The 21,497-nt window shown below is 44.6% G+C and carries 21 protein-coding genes; 12 read left to right on the top strand and 9 right to left on the bottom strand.

Annotated elements, in window-relative coordinates; translation table 11 throughout:
* Positions 1–84: 84 nt before the first annotated feature.
* Positions 85–1,368, bottom strand: a complete 1,284-nt coding sequence (gene hisS / locus PXH68_RS01250) for a histidine--tRNA ligase (RefSeq protein ID WP_248028666.1) — start codon at positions 1,366–1,368, stop codon at positions 85–87.
* Positions 1,369–1,642: 274 nt separating this feature from the next.
* On the opposite strand from hisS, the gene rpmF reads away from it, so the two are divergent.
* The 3 genes from rpmF (at position 1,643) to PXH68_RS01235 (ending at position 2,831) form a co-directional block, all read left to right on the top strand.
* On the top strand, positions 1,643–1,825 hold the full coding sequence (gene rpmF / locus PXH68_RS01245) for a 50S ribosomal protein L32 (protein WP_002937589.1): 183 nt from the start codon (positions 1,643–1,645) through the stop codon (positions 1,823–1,825).
* 15 nt (positions 1,826–1,840) lie between these two features.
* Positions 1,841–1,990, top strand: coding sequence for a 50S ribosomal protein L33 (gene rpmG / locus PXH68_RS01240; RefSeq protein ID WP_002262412.1), 150 nt, complete (start codon positions 1,841–1,843; stop codon positions 1,988–1,990).
* A gap of 166 nt (positions 1,991–2,156) precedes the next feature.
* On the top strand, positions 2,157–2,831 hold the full coding sequence (locus tag PXH68_RS01235; RefSeq protein ID WP_248028667.1) for an MIP/aquaporin family protein: 675 nt from the start codon (positions 2,157–2,159) through the stop codon (positions 2,829–2,831).
* 55 nt (positions 2,832–2,886) lie between these two features.
* Here the strand turns inward: PXH68_RS01235 and PXH68_RS01230 are convergent, their stop codons facing one another.
* Both PXH68_RS01230 and PXH68_RS01225 read right to left on the bottom strand, forming a co-directional pair.
* Positions 2,887–3,291, bottom strand: coding sequence for a hypothetical protein (locus tag PXH68_RS01230; RefSeq protein ID WP_248028668.1), 405 nt, complete (start codon positions 3,289–3,291; stop codon positions 2,887–2,889).
* Between the two features lie 11 nt (positions 3,292–3,302).
* Positions 3,303–4,124 carry a hypothetical protein gene (locus PXH68_RS01225; RefSeq protein ID WP_248028669.1) on the bottom strand — a complete coding sequence of 274 codons (822 nt, stop codon included), beginning with the start codon at positions 4,122–4,124 and terminating at the stop codon, positions 3,303–3,305.
* Positions 4,125–4,298: 174 nt separating this feature from the next.
* Between PXH68_RS01225 and PXH68_RS01220 the strand changes: the two genes are divergently transcribed.
* Positions 4,299–4,763, top strand: coding sequence for a helix-turn-helix transcriptional regulator (locus tag PXH68_RS01220; RefSeq protein ID WP_248028670.1), 465 nt, complete (start codon positions 4,299–4,301; stop codon positions 4,761–4,763).
* A gap of 55 nt (positions 4,764–4,818) precedes the next feature.
* Here PXH68_RS01220 and PXH68_RS01215 read toward each other — a convergent pair whose 3' ends face one another.
* Positions 4,819–5,424 (bottom strand): NUDIX hydrolase, encoded by a 606-nt coding sequence (locus PXH68_RS01215; RefSeq protein WP_248028671.1) that lies wholly within the window; start codon positions 5,422–5,424, stop codon positions 4,819–4,821.
* Positions 5,425–5,526: 102 nt separating this feature from the next.
* Positions 5,527–7,068: a helicase HerA-like domain-containing protein gene (locus tag PXH68_RS01210; RefSeq protein WP_248028672.1), complete on the bottom strand. Its 1,542-nt coding sequence runs from the start codon at positions 7,066–7,068 to the stop codon at positions 5,527–5,529.
* Positions 7,069–7,322: 254 nt separating this feature from the next.
* Here PXH68_RS01210 and PXH68_RS01205 point away from each other — a divergent pair, with 254 nt between their 5' ends.
* The 4 genes from PXH68_RS01205 to PXH68_RS01190 all read left to right on the top strand — a co-directional run bounded on the left by PXH68_RS01205 (position 7,323) and on the right by PXH68_RS01190 (position 10,445).
* Positions 7,323–8,129 carry a formate/nitrite transporter family protein gene (locus tag PXH68_RS01205; protein ID WP_205031073.1) on the top strand — a complete coding sequence of 269 codons (807 nt, stop codon included), beginning with the start codon at positions 7,323–7,325 and terminating at the stop codon, positions 8,127–8,129.
* A 177-nt stretch (positions 8,130–8,306) separates the two neighbouring features.
* On the top strand, positions 8,307–8,633 hold the full coding sequence (locus PXH68_RS01200) for a PadR family transcriptional regulator (RefSeq protein ID WP_105111503.1): 327 nt from the start codon (positions 8,307–8,309) through the stop codon (positions 8,631–8,633).
* A complete protein-coding gene (locus tag PXH68_RS01195) occupies positions 8,620–9,375 on the top strand; it encodes a DUF1700 domain-containing protein (RefSeq protein ID WP_248028673.1) in 756 nt (251 codons plus the stop codon). The genes PXH68_RS01200 and PXH68_RS01195 overlap by 14 nt, the downstream gene beginning before the upstream one ends.
* A complete protein-coding gene (locus tag PXH68_RS01190; RefSeq protein ID WP_248028674.1) occupies positions 9,372–10,445 on the top strand; it encodes a DUF4097 family beta strand repeat-containing protein in 1,074 nt (357 codons plus the stop codon). Before PXH68_RS01195 ends, PXH68_RS01190 begins: the two co-directional genes overlap by 4 nt.
* A gap of 228 nt (positions 10,446–10,673) precedes the next feature.
* Here the strand turns inward: PXH68_RS01190 and PXH68_RS01185 are convergent, their stop codons facing one another.
* The 4 genes from PXH68_RS01185 to PXH68_RS01170 form a co-directional block, all read right to left on the bottom strand.
* Positions 10,674–13,286: an IdeS/Mac family cysteine endopeptidase gene (locus PXH68_RS01185; protein WP_316715726.1), complete on the bottom strand. Its 2,613-nt coding sequence runs from the start codon at positions 13,284–13,286 to the stop codon at positions 10,674–10,676.
* Between the two features lie 218 nt (positions 13,287–13,504).
* The gene (locus PXH68_RS01180; protein ID WP_248028676.1) at positions 13,505–14,722 is read right to left on the bottom strand and encodes an ABC transporter permease; all 1,218 of its coding nucleotides are present in this window, start codon (positions 14,720–14,722) and stop codon (positions 13,505–13,507) included.
* Complete coding sequence (locus PXH68_RS01175) at positions 14,719–15,612, bottom strand: ABC transporter ATP-binding protein (RefSeq protein ID WP_248028677.1); 894 nt, start codon at positions 15,610–15,612, stop codon at positions 14,719–14,721. Before PXH68_RS01175 ends, PXH68_RS01180 begins: the two co-directional genes overlap by 4 nt.
* Before the next feature lie 125 nt (positions 15,613–15,737).
* Positions 15,738–18,197 carry a YhgE/Pip family protein gene (locus tag PXH68_RS01170; RefSeq protein WP_248028678.1) on the bottom strand — a complete coding sequence of 820 codons (2,460 nt, stop codon included), beginning with the start codon at positions 18,195–18,197 and terminating at the stop codon, positions 15,738–15,740.
* Positions 18,198–18,329: 132 nt separating this feature from the next.
* On the opposite strand from PXH68_RS01170, the gene PXH68_RS01165 reads away from it, so the two are divergent.
* The 4 genes from PXH68_RS01165 to PXH68_RS01150 all read left to right on the top strand — a co-directional run bounded on the left by PXH68_RS01165 (position 18,330) and on the right by PXH68_RS01150 (position 21,485).
* Positions 18,330–18,857, top strand: coding sequence for a TetR/AcrR family transcriptional regulator (locus tag PXH68_RS01165; RefSeq protein ID WP_205031078.1), 528 nt, complete (start codon positions 18,330–18,332; stop codon positions 18,855–18,857).
* An 88-nt stretch (positions 18,858–18,945) separates the two neighbouring features.
* A complete protein-coding gene (locus tag PXH68_RS01160; RefSeq protein ID WP_248028679.1) occupies positions 18,946–19,929 on the top strand; it encodes an ABC transporter ATP-binding protein in 984 nt (327 codons plus the stop codon).
* Positions 19,922–20,701, top strand: a complete 780-nt coding sequence (locus PXH68_RS01155; RefSeq protein WP_248028680.1) for an ABC transporter permease — start codon at positions 19,922–19,924, stop codon at positions 20,699–20,701. The genes PXH68_RS01160 and PXH68_RS01155 overlap by 8 nt, the downstream gene beginning before the upstream one ends.
* Position 20,702: 1 nt before the next feature.
* The gene (locus PXH68_RS01150) at positions 20,703–21,485 is read left to right on the top strand and encodes an ABC transporter permease (RefSeq protein ID WP_158455923.1); all 783 of its coding nucleotides are present in this window, start codon (positions 20,703–20,705) and stop codon (positions 21,483–21,485) included.
* Positions 21,486–21,497 lie beyond the last annotated feature (12 nt).

Here is a 21,497-nt window from a genome sequence, read left to right as displayed (position 1 = left end):
AAATGATAGCGCTTACTATTAGTATATCAAATCCACTCTGTCTTTTCAATCTGTTTTTTGAACAGAAAAAAGCAGTGCCTTAGGCTACTGCTTCTCCAATGCTTCTAAAATACTTGCAAAATCTGTTTTAAGTGTTTCCAAGCTTGTTTCAACTTGACTTCTTGTCTGGTTATTTTTAACCACCACCTGTCCTGATTCGATTTCGCTACCACCTAGGGTAATGATGGCCTTGGCTCCAAAGACATCTGCCGACTTAAACTGGGCCTTGAGCTTGCGGTCCAGATAGTCGCGCTCTGCTCGGAACCCTTGCTTGCGGATGGCTTGAACCAACTCAAGCGCTCCGTCATTGGCCTCCTGACCTAAAACTGCGATGTAGACATCTAACTGGGTGTCAAGAGGAAGCTCAATACCTTGCTTTTCAAGGACAAGAATGAGGCGTTCAATCCCCATACCAAAGCCAAAACCAGCGGTTTCTGGCCCACCGAAATAAAACACCAGGCCGTCGTAGCGACCACCAGCACAGATGGTCAGGTCATTGCCACCCACCTCTGTCATAAACTCGAAAATAGTGTGGTTGTAGTAGTCCAGACCGCGTACCATGTTGGTATCAATGGTGTAAGCAATCCCCAAACTGTCCAGCATGGACTTGACTGCTTCAAAGTGGGCTGTACTTTCCCCATCCAGATAGTCCAAGATAGACGGTGCATTTTCCACCGCAATCTTGTCTTCTTTTTCCTTGGAATCCAACACACGCAATGGATTTTCTTCCAAGCGACGCTGGCTATCCTTAGATAGCTGGTCCTTGAGTGGCGTCAGATAGTCAATCAGGGCCTGACGATAGGCGGCACGGCTCTCTGGATTACCCAGACTGTTGAGGTGGAGGCGAATGTCCTTGATCCCCAGCTCCTCAAAGAAGTGGTAGGCCATAGCAATGGTTTCCACGTCTGTCGCTGGATTATTGGAACCAAAGCTCTCCACACCAATCTGGTGGAACTGACGAAGACGACCTGCCTGCGGCCGCTCATAACGGAACATTGGACCCATGTAATAGAATTTAGCTGGCTTTTGTACTTCTGGGGCAAAAAGCTTGTTTTCGACATAAGAGCGAACAACCGGTGCTGTCCCTTCTGGACGTAGGGTAATATGGCGGTCGCCCTTGTCATAGAAATCATACATTTCCTTGGTCACAATGTCTGTGGTATCCCCAACTGAGCGACTAATCACCTCGTAATGCTCGAAAATCGGTGTGCGAATCTCAGCGTAATTGTACTGTTTGAAAATGTTCCGAGCAAAGTTTTCCACGTATTGCCACTTGGCCGTGTCCTGCGGTAGTAAATCTTGCGTTCCTTTTGGTTTTTGTAGTTTCATAATAAAGTGTATAAAGCCAACTTATATCAATCGAAGTTGTGCTTATTCCTTTCCAAATTAAGTCATAAGGGCTCAAACTCTACCAGCCGAGCCTTGCAATCCTCCTTATTTTACCATAAATGCTCTGCTATTTGCCAAAAAAGTGAAAAAAATCTGTCAAGTAACTTTACTTTACAAAAAACTTTTGTTATACTGTTAAAGTTGACGAAAGTCATACACACTATTTTAGATTTAAAAAGGGCTATGCCCTTATATTTAACGGAGGAAGAAAGAAATGGCAGTACCTGCACGTCGCACTTCAAAAGCGAAGAAAAACAAACGTCGTACTCACTATAAAGTAGCAGCTCCAACTGTGAAATTTGATGAAACTACTGGAGATTACTCACGTTCTCACCGTGTATCTTTGAAAGGATACTACAAAGGACGTAAAATCGCTAAGGCTGCTTCAGCTGAATAATAGAAGGGAGATACCATGCGCGTAAATATTACACTTGAACACAAAGAATCTGGTGAGCGTTTGTACCTTACTTCAAAAAACAAACGTAACACTCCAGACCGTCTTCAATTGAAAAAATACTCACCAAAATTGCGTAAGCACGTGATTTTTACTGAGGTGAAATAATTGAACTGAAAAAGCACTTGAAATCAATGGTTTCAAGTGCTTTTTTGATTTCTATAAAACACCCAACTACGAAACACTGCATCCAATCCACCTGCACATCTGTTTAAATTAATTTTCTTGAAATTTTTATGAAAACGATTCATGATAGATGACCGGAGGAAAAAACATGTCTAAAAAGTTTTTAGCCGAATTAATCAGTACATTTATGTTGGTCTTTATTGGGACTGGCGCTGTTGTTTTTGGTAATGGTGTAGATGGTCTTGGCCACCTTGGAATTGCATTTGCCTTTGGTCTTTCTATTGTAGCGGCTGCTTACAGTATCGGTACTGTTTCGGGTGCACACTTGAAACCTGCTGTTTCATTGGCTATGTTCATCAACAAACGTTTGAATGCACAAGAGTTTGCTACTTGTGTAGCTGCGCAAGTTTTGGGAGCAATCCTTGCTTCAGCAACCTTGATTCTCTTCTTGTCAAATGCTGGACTTTCAACAGCAAGTTTAGGAGAAAATGGATTTTCAACTGTAAATGCCGCAGGTGCTTTCTTGTTTGAAACAATCGCAACCTTTATCTTTGTTTTGGTTATCGTTACAGTAACTTCAGCAAGCAAGGGCAATGGAAAAATTGCTGGTCTCGTTATCAGATTGACTTTGACCCTCTTGATTCTTTTGGGCTTGAACATCACAGGTCTCTCTGTCAACCCAGCATGTAGCTTGGCCCCAGCTCTCTTCCTCGGTGGAGAAGCTCTCAGTCAAGTTTGGATCTTTATCCTTGCACCGCTAGTTGGTGCTGCTTTTGCTGCACTAGTAGGTCAACATTTATTGGAAACTCAAAAAGTAAGATGAATTCCATTTTACAATAGGAAATCCTTAAAAAGGAACACTTGAACAAGTGTTCCTTTTATGCTATGTCCGAAATAGAGTGGAGAATATCAAACGGTACTAAGTAAGGATTGCTTTTTCCTCCTACAATGTCGATAAAGGCTGTCTCTTTTCCTGCAATTTCTAGTTGGTCAATAAGGTGAAACCTTGTTCCAATAGTCAGGGAGGGGCAACTTTTTCTTAATTCATCCGCAACTTCTTTGGGTAAGCGCACTACTTTATATGTTTGTTCTTGGTTTGCTTGCTTGGCTGCTCCTTCTTTCTCTTGTTTGAGCCCCTTGAAAAAATGGTTCCAAACTTGTGTTGCTAAACATCCAACTAAAAAACCTCCTAATAATAACGCTGCTTGATAGTTATTAGCCCCTCCAACCTTTCCTGCTCTTGCGCTCATATCGATATATTCTTGAAATTTTTTACTCACCATATTTGTTCTCCTTATTTGTTTTTCAACTCGTAAATAGAATAGTCGATATCATCGACCTTGCTCCTCATTTCAAACAGCGCGTCTCTAGTCTCACTAACAAGTTTAAGTACTTCGGAAACTTGCTCTTCATTACCATTCATTATTTCAAACTGCGTGTCTCTAGTCTCTCTAACAAGTTTAAGCACTTCGGAAACTTGCTCTTCATTACCTTTCATTTGCTGTGCTAGCGCCTCAAAAGATCGTTGTAAACGTTGGCTTTCATCTTTTCTCCAAGACTCATCAAAGTACAAATTGATGGCTTCTTTCAGTGTGTCTGCTCGCCAATCTTCGAAATAAGTAATCAGTCTGTCGATAGCATGGCAGGAATAGAGCGAGGGAGGCAACAAGTTTACAGATTCTACCTTCCTAGTCACCTCTGCTAGCACTTGACTTGTCTTATAGAGTTGCTCTTCTGCAAATGAGAGTTTACCTGTTTTTTCCTCCTGGTCCAACCGTTGAAACTCCTGCCTTTTATCGTGGTAGAGGTGATTGTACTCTTGTTTGACCTGCTCTAGCTTCTCATTGTATCTCTGTATAGCTGCATCTCGCTTGGCTACTGCCCTTTTGGACAATCTTCTAAGATCTAATGGACCAAACGGAGTAGGTGCTTCCCCAATTCTGTCCACGACAAACTTGGTTAAATAGGCATCATCAAACCCAGCTAGTCTTTTGGGTTGATAGTCCTTTGCCTCCTTGACCTTCAATTTCGCCGCTTCATTTTCTCTGGTCACTTGCTCAAACTCAATTATCAATTTTCGAAATGTACGAAGTTCCTCCACAATGGTTTGGCCCATAGTTCTACTCCTCTTTATTAATTTCTACATCCAGTATAATTCAACATTTTTATTTTGTCAAGATTTTTATACAACTAAAATATATTTTTGTCCATTTTGTTTTTTGATTAACAAAAAAAATCATTGTTTGTTCATTTTTTGATATAATATAGAAAAAGAGATGAAGGAATTCCCATGAACGAAAAGTATCCAAACTCAACAACCTTGGCACCTATCATGCAAGCTAATCTAAAAGAGATTCGAGAGACCATTGGATGGACTAGTGAAGATCTTGCCACCCTAATTGGAGTGACCAAGCAGACTATCAGTAATCTAGAGACAAATCGGAGTAAATTATCAAAGCTCCATTACATAGCCATTCGAACGGTAGTAGAGTTTGAAATTGAACAGTTGCAGCAAGTTGACCCTGACAGAGCAAGACGTGCCAAATTGCTCATGAGTTTTTTATCCGAATCACCCGATATCGCAAAACAATCTGGTAAGCATCTTGATTTAGATCAAATTCAAGAAACCTCTCAATTAATTGCTAAGTCAAATTCCTATGCCAGTGCGGAAAAGATTATCCGATCCTTTGCCCCAATCTTTGCTACAGGTGTCATTAGTCTGCTTATGAAATCTGCAAACACTAGAAAAAAATAAGCATGACCAAGCCTGACTGAAATTGTTCTATGCCACAACAAAAAAGACAGCCCATCTACTGGCTGTCTTTTATCATCTCTACAAATCCTTGGGTGAACTGGGCGGTCATGCCCCAAAGGTTTTCTTCCAATCCTTCATAAAAAGGAACTAGGCGTTGGTGGTGGCTGAAAGGATACTCTTTACCGCCACGGATTCGTTCAAAGGGAAAATTACTTTGGGGATCAATAATCGAATCCAACTGATAATAGGTCGGTTCCAACCGCTGCATGGTTGACAGCGGAATGGTAAAGAGTTTGGCAACTTCTTCATTGGGTTTGATACTTGTCCAATCCATCTGAAGAATACCGACAAAGCAACGAATCATAGACTTGCCAAAGACTAGGTAATCCAGCTCTCCCAAAATGTCAATCTGGTCTGATGAAAGATTTAATTCTTCCATAGTTTCTCGAATGGCCGCTTCTTGATAGGTTTCTCCCGCTTCCACACGCCCACCTGGGAAGGAAACCTCCCCTGGTTGCGAAATGGCTTCGCTCCGCAATTGATATAAAATATGCCACTGGTCATCCCAAAATACCAGCGGAAGGAGGACGGCATAGGTTCGTTCCAAGCCCAAGGGTTTGGGTCTGCGGTTATTTAAAAGAGAATGAAGTTTGTCCTGCATGTCTATTCCTCACTAACTAGTGTTACTCTCCATATCTTAGCACAGGTCTCTAACTGGGGCAAGTAATTGCTCCTACAAATAAAAGGGGGACGCCCGCCCCCCTTATTTCCCTTTTAACATGCCCAAAATACCTCGGGTCACCACGCGCCCTACCTCTCTACCGACCTGACTCATCAGATTTTTAGTAAAACGGTCCATAGTTGAATCAGTTCTGCGACTGGTTGACTGGCTAGCTTTTTGAGCAGCTTTCTCCGCTTTTTCTTGGGCTTTTGCCGCTGCCTGTGCTTCTTTTTCTGCTTCTTTGGCTTCCTTTTCAGCCTGCTTTTTCTTTTCCGCTTCCTCAGCAGCTTGAAGGAGGGCAGCCTCTTTCTCCTGCGTCAGAGCTGTGATCTGTTCATGGGCCGATTGGCGGTCCACCATCTCAGCATACTTGTCCAGAAGACTGGATTTGTTAATCAGGTTCAAGACTGTTGTTGGCTCTACAGTTCCCAAAAGACTCTTAGGTGGATAGATAAGAACTCGATCTGCCAGACTCGGAGTTCCGTCCTCCTGCAAGGTGGAAACCACTGCTTCCCCTACCTGCAATTCCTGAATGACTTTGGCTAAATCAAGACCCTCTTCTTGGCGGAAGGTCTCAGCCACTGTTGTCACCGTCTTGAGCTCTTTTGGCGTAAAAGCACGAAGACCGTGTTGGATGCGGTTTCCCAACTGTGCTGCCACGCTATCTGGAATGTCTGTCGGATTTTGAGTAACAAAGAAGACACCCACACCCTTGGAACGAATCAGTCGAACAATCAGTTCAATTTTTTCCAATAGAACCTTTGGTGCATCTTTGAAGAGCACGTGGGCTTCGTCAAAGAAGAATACTAATTTTGGTTTGTCCAAATCCCCTTCTTCTGGTAAACTTTCATAAAGTTCTGTCAACAGACTGAGCAAAACAGTTGAATAGAGTGTGGGTTGATTAAAGAGGTCCTTGGCATTGAGAATGTTAATGACTCCACGACCATCTGAGCTAGTGCGCATCAAGTCAGCAATTTCCAAACTTGGTTCACCAAAGAATTGATTGCCACCTTGCTGTTCCAAAACCACCAGGCTACGAAGAATGGCTCCAACTGAGCGAGCTGGGATATTACCATAATACTTGCTGAGCTCTTCAGCATTTTCAGCCACGTAGTTAAGCATAGCCCGCAAGTCCATCAAATCAAGCAAGAGTAGACCTTCCTGATCTGCTACACTAAAGATGATGTTCAAAATACTTTCCTGGGTTTCGTTTAGTCCCAAAATTCTGGTCAACAAGACAGGACCCATCTCTGAAATCGTCATGCGAACAGGAATTCCCTCCTGGCCCAAGACATCCCACAATTCAACTGGATAGGCTGCTGGCTGGTAGTCACCATACTGCGTTGCTTCCAAACGGCCTGGGTCAATCTCCTTGCTGTTTTCCGCCGCCAGACTAGTCAAGTCTCCCTTTATATCGGCCAGAAATACTGGAATCCCTGCATCACTCAACTGCTCTGCCAAGACTTTAAGGGTCACCGTTTTACCCGTCCCTGTTGCTCCAGCTATAATCCCGTGCCGATTAAGTCGTTTCAAGGGAATTTCTGCGATTGTTTTACCATAACCAAAGGCAATTGTTTGTGACATATTGTCTCCTCTTTTCCGATCTTTTCTATCTATATTGTAGCATAGTTTCAAGAAATCAGAAGGAGAAAAGAGCCAGCTTCTTCTTAAAATCTCGCCTATTTCCGACTTAGAGGGCTTGGAAATTTTCAGGAGAAAAATGAGAGCGATTACTTTGTGTTTTTGCCGAAAAACACTTACTATTTTAGTCATTTTCTGTTATACTCGTTTATTGTGAGAAACTTTTCAATATCCGCTAACAAATAAAGGAGACTATTATGGCAGAAAATCAGGATACACTCATTTACAACATAGACAAGAGTATCAAGAAAAAGGCTGACTTGATTGAAAGCAACTTCTTTGCCTATGCGATTCGGGCAGCCATGGCCAGCGTTTATCTGGCAATTGGTTTGGCAATTTCAGCCTATGTCGCTGACAAGCTTAACCACATCGTGGATGGCTTGGGTAAATTTGGTTACGGACTTATGTTCGGTTGGTGCTTGGTCATGATTCTCTACATGAATGCCGAGCTCGGTACATCCAACATGATGTATATGACTTCCGCTGTTCACCGCAAGGTTATCCCAACCAAAACTGCTCTTAAGATTTTAGCAACCTGTATCTTCTTCAACTTCGTTGGTGCAGTGATTGTCTGCTTCCTACTCTCTTACACCCAACCTTACCAAGTTGGTCACCTAGACGAGCATAGCTACTTGATCCAGGCTACGACTGCCAAACTGATGAAGACCCCATTGACCCAGTTTGTCGAAGGGATCTTTGCCAACATCGTGGTCAACATCGCAGTCTTTATTTCTATGCGTATGAAAGACGATGCTGGACGTGTGATTTCCCTCATCTTTATCATCTTCATCTTTGCCTTCCTCGGCTTTGAGCACGTAATTGCCAACTTCTCAACCTTCTCTCTTGCTTTCTTTGCAAATGGCGGAGCTGTCGAGGGAATGACGGTGATGAGCGTATTGACCAACTTCCTCTTCTCAGGTCTTGGAAACTTTGTCGGCGGTGGTATCCTGATCGGCTTCCTTTACAGCTGGCTCAGCAATAAATCAAAACTCTATGTGGACTAAACTACAAACAGGACTGGAATACCAGTCCTATTTTTTTGAAAAAATTTCCCTCAAATGACTTGACAATTTATTTAAGTGGGTGTATATTTTATATATAGTAAATTTTGATATATACAAAAATCAGTATATAACAAATATCAACCTACAAGGCGATCATCATCGAAAGGAGTGAGCCGCATGCATTTTCCCGTACCTGCAGTGCTGACGGAATTTCTCATTATGGCCATTTTAGAATCCAATGATTCCTACGGCTATGAGATCTGTCAGACCATCAAGCTGATTTCCAACATAAAGGAATCTGCCCTCTATCCCATTCTGAAACGCTTGGAACAACAGGATCTCTTGACCACCTATTCACAGGAATTCCAAGGACGGATGAGGAAATATTATAGTTTAACCCAGCTAGGCCATGAAGAATTGGTCCAACTCAAAGAAGACTGGGATATCTATACGACTACTATCAACGGCATCATAGAAGGGAGTGTCCGCCATGACAAGAACTGAGTACATGGAGCAACTTGAAAAGCATTTGAAAAAGTTGCCCCACAAGGAATACTTGGAAGCCAGAAACTTTTTTGAAGAATATTTTGACGAGGCTGGTCCTGAACGTGAAGCCGATATCATGGAAGAGTTAGGGTCTCCTAAAGAAGCAGCAAATGAACTGATCAACAACATGCTCAACCGTCAACTGGAAGACCCAAATCCAACAGAAGATGTGACCAGTCCACAAGACAAGCGCTTCTTGCTTACTTTGGCCTTGTTGAGCGCTGCCCTTCTTATCTCTGCTTTCTTCCTCTTTGTTGAACCACTGCTTGGAATCATGGGAATATTCTTGGTCACCATCAGCACAGCTTTTTACATCGGAAAGAACTTAGAGCAATTGAAACATACACGGAAAACAGTTTGGTTGGCCAGTCTTGCTCTGATTACCCTTCCGATTACCATCCCTCTTCTTCTCTTGCTGATCGGGGCCTTGCTAGGCTTGGTATTATTAATTGTCGCCTTCATCATTGGTGCATTTGGCTTGGGAGTCGGCTTGATGGTTACTGGCGGTTCCTTGATTTGGGAAGGATTTACCTTGCTTTCAAAAGGATTCAATGTCTTCATCATGGGCTTTGGCGCTGGCCTATCCTTGTTTGGTGCGGCCATCCTACTCTACCTTTTGACTGGATTTTTCACCTATTGGGCATGGCGCTTAGTCAAAACCTTCTTCCAATGGATCTTGAAACGAGGTAAACGAGCATGAAAAAGAAACTTACTATCGCCCTTATCACGGGCTTTGTCAGCTTGATTTCTGGCTTGATTCTGGTTGGAATTGGATTTTTCTCTGGAGGTCTCAACCGCCTGGAAGAAATTGCAAAACCGAATCAGGTTCAAACATCCTATACTTCCCTATCAGAAATCCAGATTAAAGATCTTCCGCATTCGGTCACAATCAAGGAATCAACCGACGGACTCTTCCATGTGTCCTATGCCAACTCAAAAAATAACACCCACAACACAGTTGAAGTCACTGAGAAAAATGGCATCCTGGCCCTTAGCTCCAAAAATCCCCAACTGTCCATTCAAGGTATCATGCAGTTTCTCGGAGAAAGATTAGCCGATGACGCTATCGACATCTACTCTGTTACCATTGAGGTCCCAACAGGTAAGCAACTGGACAGACTCATCAGTAACAATGCCTATAATCGCTACTACGATAGTCTCTACATTGAAAATGTCCATATCAAGGAAATGACCGTCGAGCAAGGCGGGACACTTTATCTCAACAATGTCCAATTGGATTCAGGTACTTTAAGTAGTTACTATACAACAGATATCAGTAAATCAACGATTAAAAATACCACTATCTCTGCACAAGGTGACAATATCCTGTTCTATCAGACCCAGCTCGAAAATGTTTCTGTTGAAAACTATGGCCAACTGGATTTGATTGAAGGAACTCTCCTAGGAGACAACAAATTCCTCCCACACGAAGACCGAGCTTATACCGTGACCAATATCGATCTGACTGACCAATCATTAGCAGACATCAACCTCCAGATTCAAAATAAGCTTGACTTAAGAAGTCTAGGCGAATTTATGGGCTACTACTACGAGTCAGATGAAGAGTGGGAAACTGCCCAAAGCGAATCAAGTCTGATTGACGAAAGTCAGTTGAAAGATATTGGTATCTTTACAAGAGACCAGTATGAAAAACTAGAGGTCAAGGAAACAGAAGATGGTTTTAGTCTGACTGTTGAGAAAAAAGAAAGCAAAAACAAACTAAGCCTTGACGCAACCAACGCGACTATCAACTTCCGTGATCCAAAATAATTTTCTTACCAAATAAGAAAATTCAAAACAAAAGGAAAAAACACAGACAGTTCCAATTGATTCCAATCGAATCGAACCCTTCTGTCTGTGTTTTTCTTGTATTTTCTTTCCCTTGTTTGATATTCAGTAACGATCTAGTTTCAAGTAAAGAGACTGACAAGAGATGGGAGTGATTTGTCACAAACTTTCAAAATTAACATACTTATGAATCTAGGCAATCTCTTTCTATTACTTTTCTTCTTTGGACTTGCGAGAAAGTAGCCAATAACCTAAAGCAGCCAGACTGACTAGCGAACAGACCGCCTGATAGAGGAGGGGAACTCCCCTTCCTTTAGCGACTACCTGATGATTCTTTTGATTTTGCTCTTGAGGAATTGCACGAGTCCTTGGCAAATAGTTAACCTGATTTTGCTCCCAATCCCTGTTAAAGGAGTCTAGAAGCATAGCAGCACAGCTTGATGAATTTGACTGTAAATTTGCACCATCGCTCTTGTTTAATCTTGAGTTGCTTGTCATCTTCCCAACAAACTGATTAGAAGCCTCACTTTCTCTACTAAAGCCTCCCCTTACGGCTGGTCCGCCATCCACTTCTTCCTCGAAACGAATAGGAGGTTTGCCCGCTGGCAATCCATACGTAACGGAAGAACCAGGGAGAGACAAATGACCCGCTGGAAACTCATGCGTGACGGAGGAACCATGCACCAAAAGATGACCTGCAGGTAATTCATGCGTAACGGAAGAACCGTGAACCGAAAGATGACCTGCAGGTAATTCATGCGTAACGGAGGAACCGTGGACCGAAAGATGACCTGCAGGTAATTCATGCGTGACGGAGGAACCGTGGACCGAAAGATGACCTGCAGGTAATTCATGCGTGACGGAGGAACCGTGGACTGAAAGGTGACCCGCTGGCAATTCATGCGTGACGGAGGAACCGTGGACTGAAAGATGACCCGTTGGCAACTCGTGTGTAACGGAGGAACCGTGGACTGAAAGATGACCCGCTGGCAATTCATGCGTGACGGAGGAACCGTGGACTGAAAGATGACCCGTTGGCAACTCGTGTGTAACGGAGGAACCGTGGACTGAAAGATGACCCGCTGGCAATTCATGCGTGACGGAGGAACCGTGGACTGAAAGATGACCCGCTGGCAATTCATGCGTGACGGAGGAACCGTGGACTGAAAGAAGACCCGCTGGTAATTCATACGTAACGGAGGAGCCAGAGACTGAAAGATGACCTTGAGACAGAGAATGCTGGACAGCTTCTCCTTTCTTCTGCATAGGAATGACTAGTTGTTTCATTTCCGACTCCAAAACAGTCGTCAATTCAGCCGAAGCAACGACCTCATTAACTGCTGACAAGGCCTCATCATACCTAGCCTCTAGCAAGGTTCTAAAGTCATTTTTTTCTTTTTCCGAAAATTCTTCCTGACTCATTATCGCTAGAAGAACTGCTTCTTTCTCTGTCGCCAATTGCTGTCTCGCCAACTGCCTTGCTGCTTCAATGGGATTGAAATATTCTTCCCAGTAGGTTTGACCGAGTTTGATGGTATGAACATAATCCAGATGAGAACCAACAGAGTTTTTCACAACATTGTTATTTAAACGAGGATTGCCAGAAGAATCACGCGTGATTCCCATCCGTTTCAAGCCAATCGGCTGGTGCTGATCATCCGAATCCGTAATATAAACCGCTCGAATCAATCCCTGCTCATCATACTCAGCCCCCCAGACCGTCACAATGTGGGTTGTCGTCCCAAATGTTCGATAGGCCAGTCCCAATAATCCCTGATTTTCCAAGGTATTGCGGACCAAATTTCCAAAATAGTGATAGTCTCCACTAAACATTCGGTCAGTCAATAGTTTCTCCTTAAAAACAGCATGGAAAAAACCACCACGTTTATCCGGTACCAAATCAGGATTTTCTAAGTTGACCCCTCCTTGATGTTTGGGCGGATAGCCATTGATGAAAAGATCCACCAGGGCATCCGATACAAACCCATTCAAGCGACGACCGTAGTAAGCCTTGAAAAGATTAAAAATCCGACTGTTTTGCTGGTCTTCAAAAGAATCTGTGTAGCGTCGCACATCTGTCAAAGAATAGTCCTGCTGCCCTAGATCAGCTCCATATTTCTCACTAATGAATCGTTCCACATAATCCTTATTTTGTTCCAACCACCAATGCAGCATATTGGAAGAAACTGCTGCAAAGCACAGGTTCAAGTCTTCTATGGAAGCATCCAAACTCTTGTTGGCATCGTAGTAACCCTTTCCAGCTTCAAATGGCATCGAATACTCAACAAACTCACCCGTTACTTCCTTCTCAAAGTCACCAGCCTCTCCCATACTTGGTGGCGTTACCCCTTGCGCCCAAATTATTTCACGGGTCTCCCCACTTTCTGTGACATAGTGGCTGGTCGGTTGAGAGACAGGCACTACAAGATTTTCCCCTGCATAAGCTGGCTCTCCACCACTTCGAAACTCCCTACTAGGCAAGCTAGCTTCCTGATTTGTAGCAGAGCTCTCGCCATTAAGCCTTGGGGTTGATACTTCAGTCTGGTTTTCATCTGATTGTGGTTGGTCTAATTGAGAGGGGTTTGTCACAGACTCTGCTTGACTAGATCTCTCCTCTGCTAACGCTAGCCCCTCGCTATCTCCAATATCGGAAAGTGTAGATATTTCATTAGTAGAACTACCTAAGGTAGTTTCCGTATCAGCACTGACACCAACTGAACAAGTCGTAGCCATTGCAAAAAGAAAGGCAACCGAAACTAGACCTACTGATAATTTCCTCAGTGCAAAACGGACAGGATTGTGCATTGTTCTTACTCCCTTCATCTTTTTTATTTATTATATCAACAGTTCGGTAAATATCAAAACAATCGTAAAATGCGTCGCCATCTTCCTCACTTTTTCACCCAAGTCAACTTGCAATAGCATTTAGAAACCTATTCCCAGAAAAAAGAAAACGCATAAAATCAAGCCGACAAGCATCTGATTTTATGCGTGTTTTCGAGTTGTCTATGTTTTTACTCAGTCAGATCTGGTAGGCAGACTTACTTGCTCGTTAAGCCTTTTTTCAAACTTTTCCAAAAACCGATATCATCGGTCTGTAAAATTAAACCTGCATAGGATTTGCCAATAAAGACAATTGCGCCAATTGTGGTCGCTGCGAGAATGAAGAAGGAGAGCCAGGTCTCCCAGCTACTTGCCCAGCCATTTATCTGGCGAATCGGCATAAAGAAGGAGGATAAAAATGGGATAAAGGATCCGATTTTCACCACGATATGTTCTTGTGCTTGTTGACCAAAGGTCATGGCCCCTAAAAATCCGATGATAATAGGATAAATAACAGGTTGAACAGCCTTGTTGACATCTTCTGGCCTCACCACAAGAGAGCCACACAAGGATGCCAAGGTCACTCCCAGGAGCAGACCAAAAATAGCAAAGAGAATCATGGTCCAGTCCAAGTTGTCTAAAACAGCTTGTACCAAGACCTGGTTTGACTCCAAGATTTCCTTGGTCAATTCCAATTGTCCTGCTAGGTGATAGGCCAAGATGCCACCTACAAGATAGACACCCAAATGGGTCGCAATGACGAGGAAGATACCAAAGATACGGCCGTAGAAATAAGTCCAGGCTGGAACACTAGAGAAAATCACTTCCATAATTTTCGTTCCCTTTTCACTGGCTACTTCCTGGGCAGTTGTAGAAGCATAGACAATAGTCATGATGTACATAAGAAAAATCAAGCCGAAGAAGGTAATCATCTGCCCAATTTTTTCCAGCCCCTCTTGGTCACCAACTTCCTCCACATAGGAAGGCTGGATGGCTAGAACTTCAAGCTGACTTGGTGTCAATTGAGCATTGGCTTCATTGAGCTGCTGTTGCAAGCTCTCTAGAATGGACTGGAAGGTTTGCTGAACGGATTGAGAAGGGACTTCTTTTCCATGATAGGTCGCCTGGTATTGCTGGTCCACTACTGCGACCTTGATATAGCCTGCCAACTCTTCTTCTGAAAGTCGCTGCTTGGCTTCTTCTTCCGTCACAAGAACCATCTCTAAATCAAGGGTCCCAAAGGCCATTTGGGTCATAAAGTCCTCACTTACGAGACCAATTTTTTCCGACCCAGCATCCATGCTAGAGCTTGTTAGATAGCCTGTTCCCAAAGATAAGCCGAGAAAGAGGAAGGGGGATAGGACCATAAAAACAAAGGACCAGGATTTGACCTGCCGTAGGTAGGTCTCTTTTGCGACTAGGATAAAGGATTTCATTCTGCCACCCCCGATTTGATTTTAAAGATTTCATCAATAGTTGGCGCCTGCTGGTCAAAGGTTGCCAGATAGCGACCACCGCTGATCAACTGGAAGAGCTCTGGACCTGAAGCTTCATCGTCTAGGACAAGACGCCATTTATCATGATTGGTCATTTGAACAGAGAGGACATGGGGCAAGTCTTCTAGCTGCTCTCTCGGAATATCCGAGGAAACAAAGAGGCGTGTCCGTCCAAACTGCCGACGAATATCCTGAATGCCTCCATTCAAGACCAGCTGCCCATCTTGGATCATCAAGAGTTGGTCACACAATTCTTCCACGTTGGTCATGACATGGTCTGAGAAGATGATGGTTGCCCCGCGCTCCTTTTCCTCCAAAATTACCCGCTTTAGGAGGGCAGTATTGACAGGATCCAGCCCTGAAAACGGCTCGTCTAAAATAATCAGGCTTGGCTCATGGATCAGGGTCACAATCAACTGGACTTTTTGCTGGTTTCCTTTGGATAGGCTTTTTATCTTGTCTGTTACTTTGCCTTTGACTTCCAATTTTTCCATCCAAATCGGTAGTTTTTCAGCAACTTCTTTCTTGGACAAACCCTTCAAACTCGCCAAATACCGTACCTGTTCAAAAACAGTCAGCTTGGGCATCAAACTGCGTTCTTCTGGTAAGTAGCCGATTTTTTGGAACAAATCTGGCGTAACAGCCTGCTGGTCGAGGACAATCTCTCCCTCGTAGCTGACAAATCCTAGTAAGGAATGGAAGAAGGTGGTTTTCCCTGCACCATTTTTCCCTACCAGACCACAGATGGTTCCAGACGGAATGGTAAAGGAAATGTCTTTCAAGACTTCCTTGCTTCCGTAACTTTTGCACAAGTGACGAACTTCTAACATCTCAACCTCCTAAAAATTTCATGTTCTTATTTTACTCCTTTTTTAGTGTTCTGTAAAGAATGCACGGAAAAAAGTGCACAAAAATAACAGAACAGGAAGCCTGCTCTGCTATTTTCCAAAAGAATCTAATCCTTTGTCGGCCGATAGATGATTAGCCCAAGCCCCATAAAGCCGAGTAAGAAAAGGCTAAGCATGCCCACTTGGTGGCTGCTATCTCCCACCATAGAAATGGTTTGGCGGAGTCCTGAGACGGAATAGGTCATAGGGAGATAAGGCTGGACTACTTGGAAGAAACTTGGACTGAGCTCAATCGGGTAGGTTCCTGCACTAGCCCCTAATTGCAAGAGGAGCAGAATCAGGCTGGCAAAGGAGCCGAAGCGGCTGTTCCAGCCGACTAAGGCAGTCACCAAGGCCATGAAGGTCCATGATGCTAGGAGAATCAAGCCTAGGGTCGCTACCAAATGATTTGGACTAATTCCGATGAGGAGAAGGACTCCATAAAGAATGACAGCTGCTAGACTGGCGATAGTTCCATTGAGCAAGAGTTTGCCCTTGACCCAATCCCAACGGTTTTTGTAGGGACGGTTGTCCAAGTGTTTTGCAAAGATGACATTGGCAGATAGGGCAGCCACCATAAGTGCTACCGATACCATGTAGGGAGCCATGCCGACACCATTGGTCGCAACGCTGTCTTGGTCTGTATGTTCTAGGGTGACTGGATTCGCCACTGCCTGTGCATTGTCTTCATCGACAGCTACCACGGATAACTGCTGACTAGCTTGAGAGAGTGAGCTGGCTAGGGTTTCACTGCCTGTTCGAAGGCTAGTTAGGCCTGTTGCCAAGGTTTGTCCTCCTGTAGCGAGTTGATTGGCTCCTCCCACCAGTTGTTGACTGCCTGATGCTAACTGTTGCGTCCCACTGACCAGCTGACCTGAGTTGACGGCTAGGGTGGTCAAGCCACTGGCTAAACTGTTGGTCCCAGCGACGAGGCTTGGGCTATTGGCTGCCAGCTGGTTGCTTCCTGCAGCTAGTTGATCAACTGCGGTCGTATAAGCAACGACGCCTGCTTGTAGCTGACCTGCACCACTGCTCAATTGGGTTTGCAAGGTTGTCACACCGTTTGACAGGGCTTGACTGCCTGGTAAGATTTGTTGATTAAGCGCTGTATTGACTTGGCTCATGCCACTTGTGAGGGTGGTCAAGGCACTTGTTGCTCCAGGCAAGGCTTGATCTGCTGCTGCGTTGATCTGACTGACAGCTGTTTGGAGTTGACTCACTTGACTGCTGAGACCAGTTAGATTTTGTAGGCTAGCCAAGGATTGACTGAGCTGATTAATTTGACTGAGAATAGCCTGGGCATAGCTTGCAGTAGTCGAAGGGCTATTGGTCAAGGCCGCATCAATCTCTGCCTGTTGCGTGGCAGTCATTGATTGGTAGGCGGCAGTAGCTTGAACAGTTTGTAGGCTGGCTGTTTTGTCTGTCTGAGAGGCTGTCAGAAGAGCCTGGGCCTGACTAGCCATACTGGTCAGCAGATTGGTCAATTGACTGGTATCCACAGAAACCGTTCCTAAGCCTGTCAGACTAGCGTTTAGTTGTTGAATGGCCGCTTGTAACTGTGGTAGGCCTGTTATCAGGGACTGGATTTGGGCATTTTCTTGCTCAGACAGGCTGGTCGCAGTGGCGAGTTTGGAAAGGCCAGCTTCGAGCTGGTTTGCTCCTGCTTGTAATTGAGCAATTTGCTCTGTCCCAGACTGCAAACGCCCCACTCCTGCTAGCAAGGTGGAAGATTGACCAGCCAACTGATTGGCTCCTGAAGAAAGCGTTGCAACACCATTGGTATAGGTGTTTATCCCAGTGAGTAAGTTTTGGCTGCCTGTGCTAGCCTGTCCAACCCCGTCTGTATAGCTTACGATTCCTGTCGCCACTTGCTCGGTACCAGATGCCAAGGCTTGACTAGATGTGGCCAAGGTACCCAGTCCTGTCGCCAGAGTTTGACTTCCTGTTTCGAGTTGACTGGCTCCACTAGATAGGGTCTGACTACCTTCTGCCGCTTGACCAAGGCCTGTTTGCAGCTGCCCCATGCTATCAAAAACAGCACTGGTATAGGTTTCTGTAATGGTTTCAGAGACGGATGATTTCAATTTTTCCATGGCTGAGTCACTCATTTTGGAGGCGACAAAACTATGACCTTTGGAAGTTTGGTAGGAAATGGTGAGAGCCTGCGGTTGCTCGGTCAAGAGGCTGGCTGCTTTTTGAGAGAGGTCCTCCGGCAAGGTGATGACCATATAATAGTCTCCGTCCTTCAAGCCTTGATTTGCTTCTGTTTCCGATACAAAATGAAAGTCTAAGCTCTGACTTTCCTTCATCGAATCAACCATATCCTCACCAATGGTCAAGGTCTTATCCTGAAATTGTGCCGACTGGTCTTGATTGACAACTGCAACAGGCAATTGGTCCAAACGACCGTAAGGGTCCCACATAGAAGTCAAAAAACTAATATTGTAGAGGGCTGGTACACAAGCTATCCCCAAAATCGTTAGCAAGGTCATTGGTTTTTTTAACATATTCTTTACTTTTTGCAACATATACAACTCCCTTTAGACATACTGTCCAAAAACTGATAAAATACATTATACGAGTCTGCTTTTTAAAAGCAAGCAAAAGAATCGTTTTTTAGACACAGCGTCTAAAAATGTACAAAAGGAGAAAACAATTTCATGGATACTCGCAGGGAGCGAACAAAGGATTCCATATTACGTGCGATGGTCACCTGCTTACAGGACCAAAATTTCAATGATATCACGACCAGTCACCTAGCAAAAACCGCTGGCGTCAGTCGGTCTAGCTTTTATACCCACTACAGGGATAAATTTGAGTTAATCGAATCCTACCAACAGACCCTTTTTTATCAGCTAGAGGTGATTTTTGACCATTATAAGGGAGACCCAGAAGCTTCATTTTTGGAGATTTTCCAATTTCTAGATAGGGAAGAATTATTGGCTGCCCTGCTAAGCCCACATGGCACTCAAGAAATTCAACAGTTCTTGATCAATAAGGTCCGCCTCCTAGTCAGCAGGGACCTCTCCCTACGCATGAATAAAGAAGAATGGGCAGCCAACGAAAAAGAATACCGTAGCATTTACTTTTCCCATGCCTTTTTCGGTTTGGTCCAATCTTGGATTGTCAAAGGAAAATCTGAAAGTCCTGAGGAGATGACCCAAATCCTACTCAAATTACTTCCTTGATGAGCTAGATTGTCAAGGATTGGGCTTGTCACTCACTTAACAGAGTGATATAATGATTTATGCAAACGTTTTCTTAAAGGAGATAGATATGATAGAAGCGCAGCATTTATCCAAAACCTACTATGTCGTGGACAAGGAGGTTGGGCTCAAGGGCTCGATCAAGGCCTTCTTCAAGCCCAAGAAAAAGGCTATTCAGGCGGTGCAGGACATTTCGCTGTCCATTCAGCAAGGGGAGATTGTCGGCTACATCGGCTCCAACGGCTCTGGCAAATCGACGACCATTAAGATGCTGACGGGGGTGCTACACGCTGACGAGGGTACGGTCACCATTAACGGTCTTGTTCCCAAGGACAATCGCAAAACGGTCAACAAGCAAATCGGTGTTCTGTTTGGGCAGAAATCACATCTGGATTGGAACCTGCCTGTGCAGGAGTCCTTTATCCTCCATGCCAAGATTTACGATGTGCCTGAGGCGGTCTTCCAGGAACGCTTGGCCCGCTTGATTGACCTGCTGGATTTGGCAGATATTATGAAGCAATCCATTCGTAATCTATCTCTGGGGCAACGGGTCCGCTGTGAATTTGCGGCGATTTTCCTCCACCAGCCTTCCGTGGTCTTTCTGGACGAGCCAACCATTGGCCTGGACGCCAGTGTCAAGGAAACCATTCGGGCCTTTATCCGCTACATGAATGAAGAGCATGGCACGACCTTCTTGATTACCTCCCACGATATGAAAGACATCGAAACCCTCTGCGAACGGATTTTCATCATCGATAAGGGAAAAAAAGTCTATGACGGCTCGCTCAGTCAGCTCAAAGAGCGGTTTTCTCAAATCAAAACCATTAGCTTTTCTACCGAACACCCGTTGACGAAAGATATTGAGGCAGCCGGCTTGGAATTTGACCGCAAGGACGATTACCATTTCGACATTCACTATCAGGCTAGTCAATGGACCAGTGCCCAGGTCATTACTATGGTCTTCGAGCAGATTGAGGTCGATGATGTGACCATGAAGGAGCTGGAAATCGAGTCCATTGTCCGTCAGATTTACGAGGAGGGCATCCATGCGTAAGTACCTCTACATGACGCGGCTGACCATGATGACAGCCCTACAATACAAGGCCTTTTTTCTGGCTACCTTCGTGTCTGTTCTGGCGCGGATTTTGGTGTCGCTCTTTGTCTGGAAGACCATTTTCTTCACACAGCCCGAGGTCAATGGTTACAACCTCCAGACCTTTACCACCTATATCATCTTCGCCAGCCTCTTGGCCAGTCTCAATACCTTTTCTATCGGAGAGGACCTGTCATACGCTATTTTGAAAGGGCAGATTGCGGGGGAATTTTTACGGCCCTACTCTTTTATCCTCTCCCTCTTCTTCAAGGACCTGGGGACGAAGTTGATTGAACTCTTCAAGTTTTTGGTGGTCTTCCTCATCATCCTCTTGGTGCAGAGTGACTTTTACCTTCCAGATGGAAAGACTATACTGGTCTTTCTCCTGTCTGCTGTCTTGGGCATGTTTATCGTGCAGCTCTTGGACTTGGCCTTTGGTTTTGCGACCTTCTTTACGGTCAATGCTTGGGGAGTCATGCTGCTACGTATGGGACTCTTCAACCTGTCATCCGGAGCTCTCTTACCGCTCAGCTTTTACCCTGAAAAAGTCGAAAAGATCCTGAGCTTCATGCCTTATAACTACGCGATCAATGTGCCTATTTCCATTCTCTTGGGTAGGGAAACAGACCTATCCTTGCTAGGCTTGCAGTTGCTCTGGTTGCCTGTACTTGCTGGCTTTATCGCAGTTCTATGGTCCCAAGCCAAGCGAAAAATTGTCATTTTTGGAGGCTAGGATGAAAAAGTATATCGGTTTGTATTTGTACAATGTCAAGGTCTTCATGATGGCCCAGATGTCCTTTCGGGTGGACTTTTTCATCGGTTTGGTGTCGTCTTTGGTAGAGCAGGTGGTCTATCTGATTTTCCTCAATGTCCTCTTTAGTAATATCAAGGAGATTGCGGGCTTTAGCTACGGGCAGATGCTCTTTATCTATGGCATGGCGACGGTGGGGCGGTCGGTGCACTTGATTTTCTTTGATAATCTGTGGATGTTTGGTAGTCGCTACATTCGGCAGGGAGAGTTTGAACGCCTGCTTCTGCTGCCGGTCAATCCGCTCTTTCAGCTGGTTTGCGAGCGAATCCAACCTCAAGGCATCGGCACAACGGTGATTGGTGGCGTGGCTCTGTGGCAATCTTCGCAGATTTTGGGCTTGGAATGGTCTGTCTGGAAACTTCTCCTGCTGATTTTTATCGCTATTTGTATCGGCCTGCTCTATGCGGCGATTCAGCTGGGTCCGACGGCTCTGGCCTTTTGGATTGTGGAATCGTTCCCGCTCACCATGGGGATTTTTGCCCTCAACCAAATGGCCCAGTACCCACTCAATATCTATCCAAAAGTCATTCAATTCTTGTTGATTTTTGTCTTTCCTTACGCCTTTACCGCCTACTTCCCAGCCCTCTACTTTCTGGACCTCTCCATGTGGGGCCTAGCTCTTCCGCTCGTTGTTGCCATCATCTTTACGATTAACTACAAGCTCTTCCGCTATGGTATGACCAAGTTTACAAGTGTTGGAAATTAAAAAAAGAAAGTC

Origin of the sequence: Streptococcus sp. 29896 (assembly GCF_032594915.1) — a bacterium.
GTDB classification, from domain to species: domain Bacteria; phylum Bacillota; class Bacilli; order Lactobacillales; family Streptococcaceae; genus Streptococcus; species Streptococcus suivaginalis.
The sequence above is the reverse complement of the archived record's forward strand: the minus strand, read 5'-3'. Positions and strand labels throughout refer to the sequence as shown.

Excerpts from the sequence above, each read along its gene's own strand:
- PXH68_RS01190 (WP_248028674.1), top strand. The coding sequence starts at position 9,372 with ATGAAAAAGAAACTTACTATCGCCCTTATCACGGGCTTTGTCAGCTTG.
- PXH68_RS01235 (WP_248028667.1), top strand. The coding sequence starts at position 2,157 with ATGTCTAAAAAGTTTTTAGCCGAATTAATCAGTACATTTATGTTGGTC.
- PXH68_RS01195 (WP_248028673.1), top strand. The coding sequence starts at position 8,620 with ATGACAAGAACTGAGTACATGGAGCAACTTGAAAAGCATTTGAAAAAG.
- PXH68_RS01215 (WP_248028671.1), bottom strand. The coding sequence starts at position 5,424 with ATGCAGGACAAACTTCATTCTCTTTTAAATAACCGCAGACCCAAACCC.
- PXH68_RS01170 (WP_248028678.1), bottom strand. The coding sequence starts at position 18,197 with ATGTTGCAAAAAGTAAAGAATATGTTAAAAAAACCAATGACCTTGCTA.
- PXH68_RS01185 (WP_316715726.1), bottom strand. The coding sequence starts at position 13,286 with ATGAAGGGAGTAAGAACAATGCACAATCCTGTCCGTTTTGCACTGAGG.
- PXH68_RS01150 (WP_158455923.1), top strand. The coding sequence starts at position 20,703 with ATGAAAAAGTATATCGGTTTGTATTTGTACAATGTCAAGGTCTTCATG.
- hisS (WP_248028666.1), bottom strand. The coding sequence starts at position 1,368 with ATGAAACTACAAAAACCAAAAGGAACGCAAGATTTACTACCGCAGGAC.
- PXH68_RS01160 (WP_248028679.1), top strand. The coding sequence starts at position 18,946 with ATGATAGAAGCGCAGCATTTATCCAAAACCTACTATGTCGTGGACAAG.
- PXH68_RS01155 (WP_248028680.1), top strand. The coding sequence starts at position 19,922 with ATGCGTAAGTACCTCTACATGACGCGGCTGACCATGATGACAGCCCTA.
- PXH68_RS01220 (WP_248028670.1), top strand. The coding sequence starts at position 4,299 with ATGAACGAAAAGTATCCAAACTCAACAACCTTGGCACCTATCATGCAA.
- PXH68_RS01230 (WP_248028668.1), bottom strand. The coding sequence starts at position 3,291 with ATGGTGAGTAAAAAATTTCAAGAATATATCGATATGAGCGCAAGAGCA.
- rpmF (WP_002937589.1), top strand. The coding sequence starts at position 1,643 with ATGGCAGTACCTGCACGTCGCACTTCAAAAGCGAAGAAAAACAAACGT.
- PXH68_RS01165 (WP_205031078.1), top strand. The coding sequence starts at position 18,330 with ATGGATACTCGCAGGGAGCGAACAAAGGATTCCATATTACGTGCGATG.
- PXH68_RS01175 (WP_248028677.1), bottom strand. The coding sequence starts at position 15,612 with ATGTTAGAAGTTCGTCACTTGTGCAAAAGTTACGGAAGCAAGGAAGTC.
- rpmG (WP_002262412.1), top strand. The coding sequence starts at position 1,841 with ATGCGCGTAAATATTACACTTGAACACAAAGAATCTGGTGAGCGTTTG.
- PXH68_RS01200 (WP_105111503.1), top strand. The coding sequence starts at position 8,307 with ATGCATTTTCCCGTACCTGCAGTGCTGACGGAATTTCTCATTATGGCC.
- PXH68_RS01225 (WP_248028669.1), bottom strand. The coding sequence starts at position 4,124 with ATGGGCCAAACCATTGTGGAGGAACTTCGTACATTTCGAAAATTGATA.
- PXH68_RS01205 (WP_205031073.1), top strand. The coding sequence starts at position 7,323 with ATGGCAGAAAATCAGGATACACTCATTTACAACATAGACAAGAGTATC.
- PXH68_RS01180 (WP_248028676.1), bottom strand. The coding sequence starts at position 14,722 with ATGAAATCCTTTATCCTAGTCGCAAAAGAGACCTACCTACGGCAGGTC.
- PXH68_RS01210 (WP_248028672.1), bottom strand. The coding sequence starts at position 7,068 with ATGTCACAAACAATTGCCTTTGGTTATGGTAAAACAATCGCAGAAATT.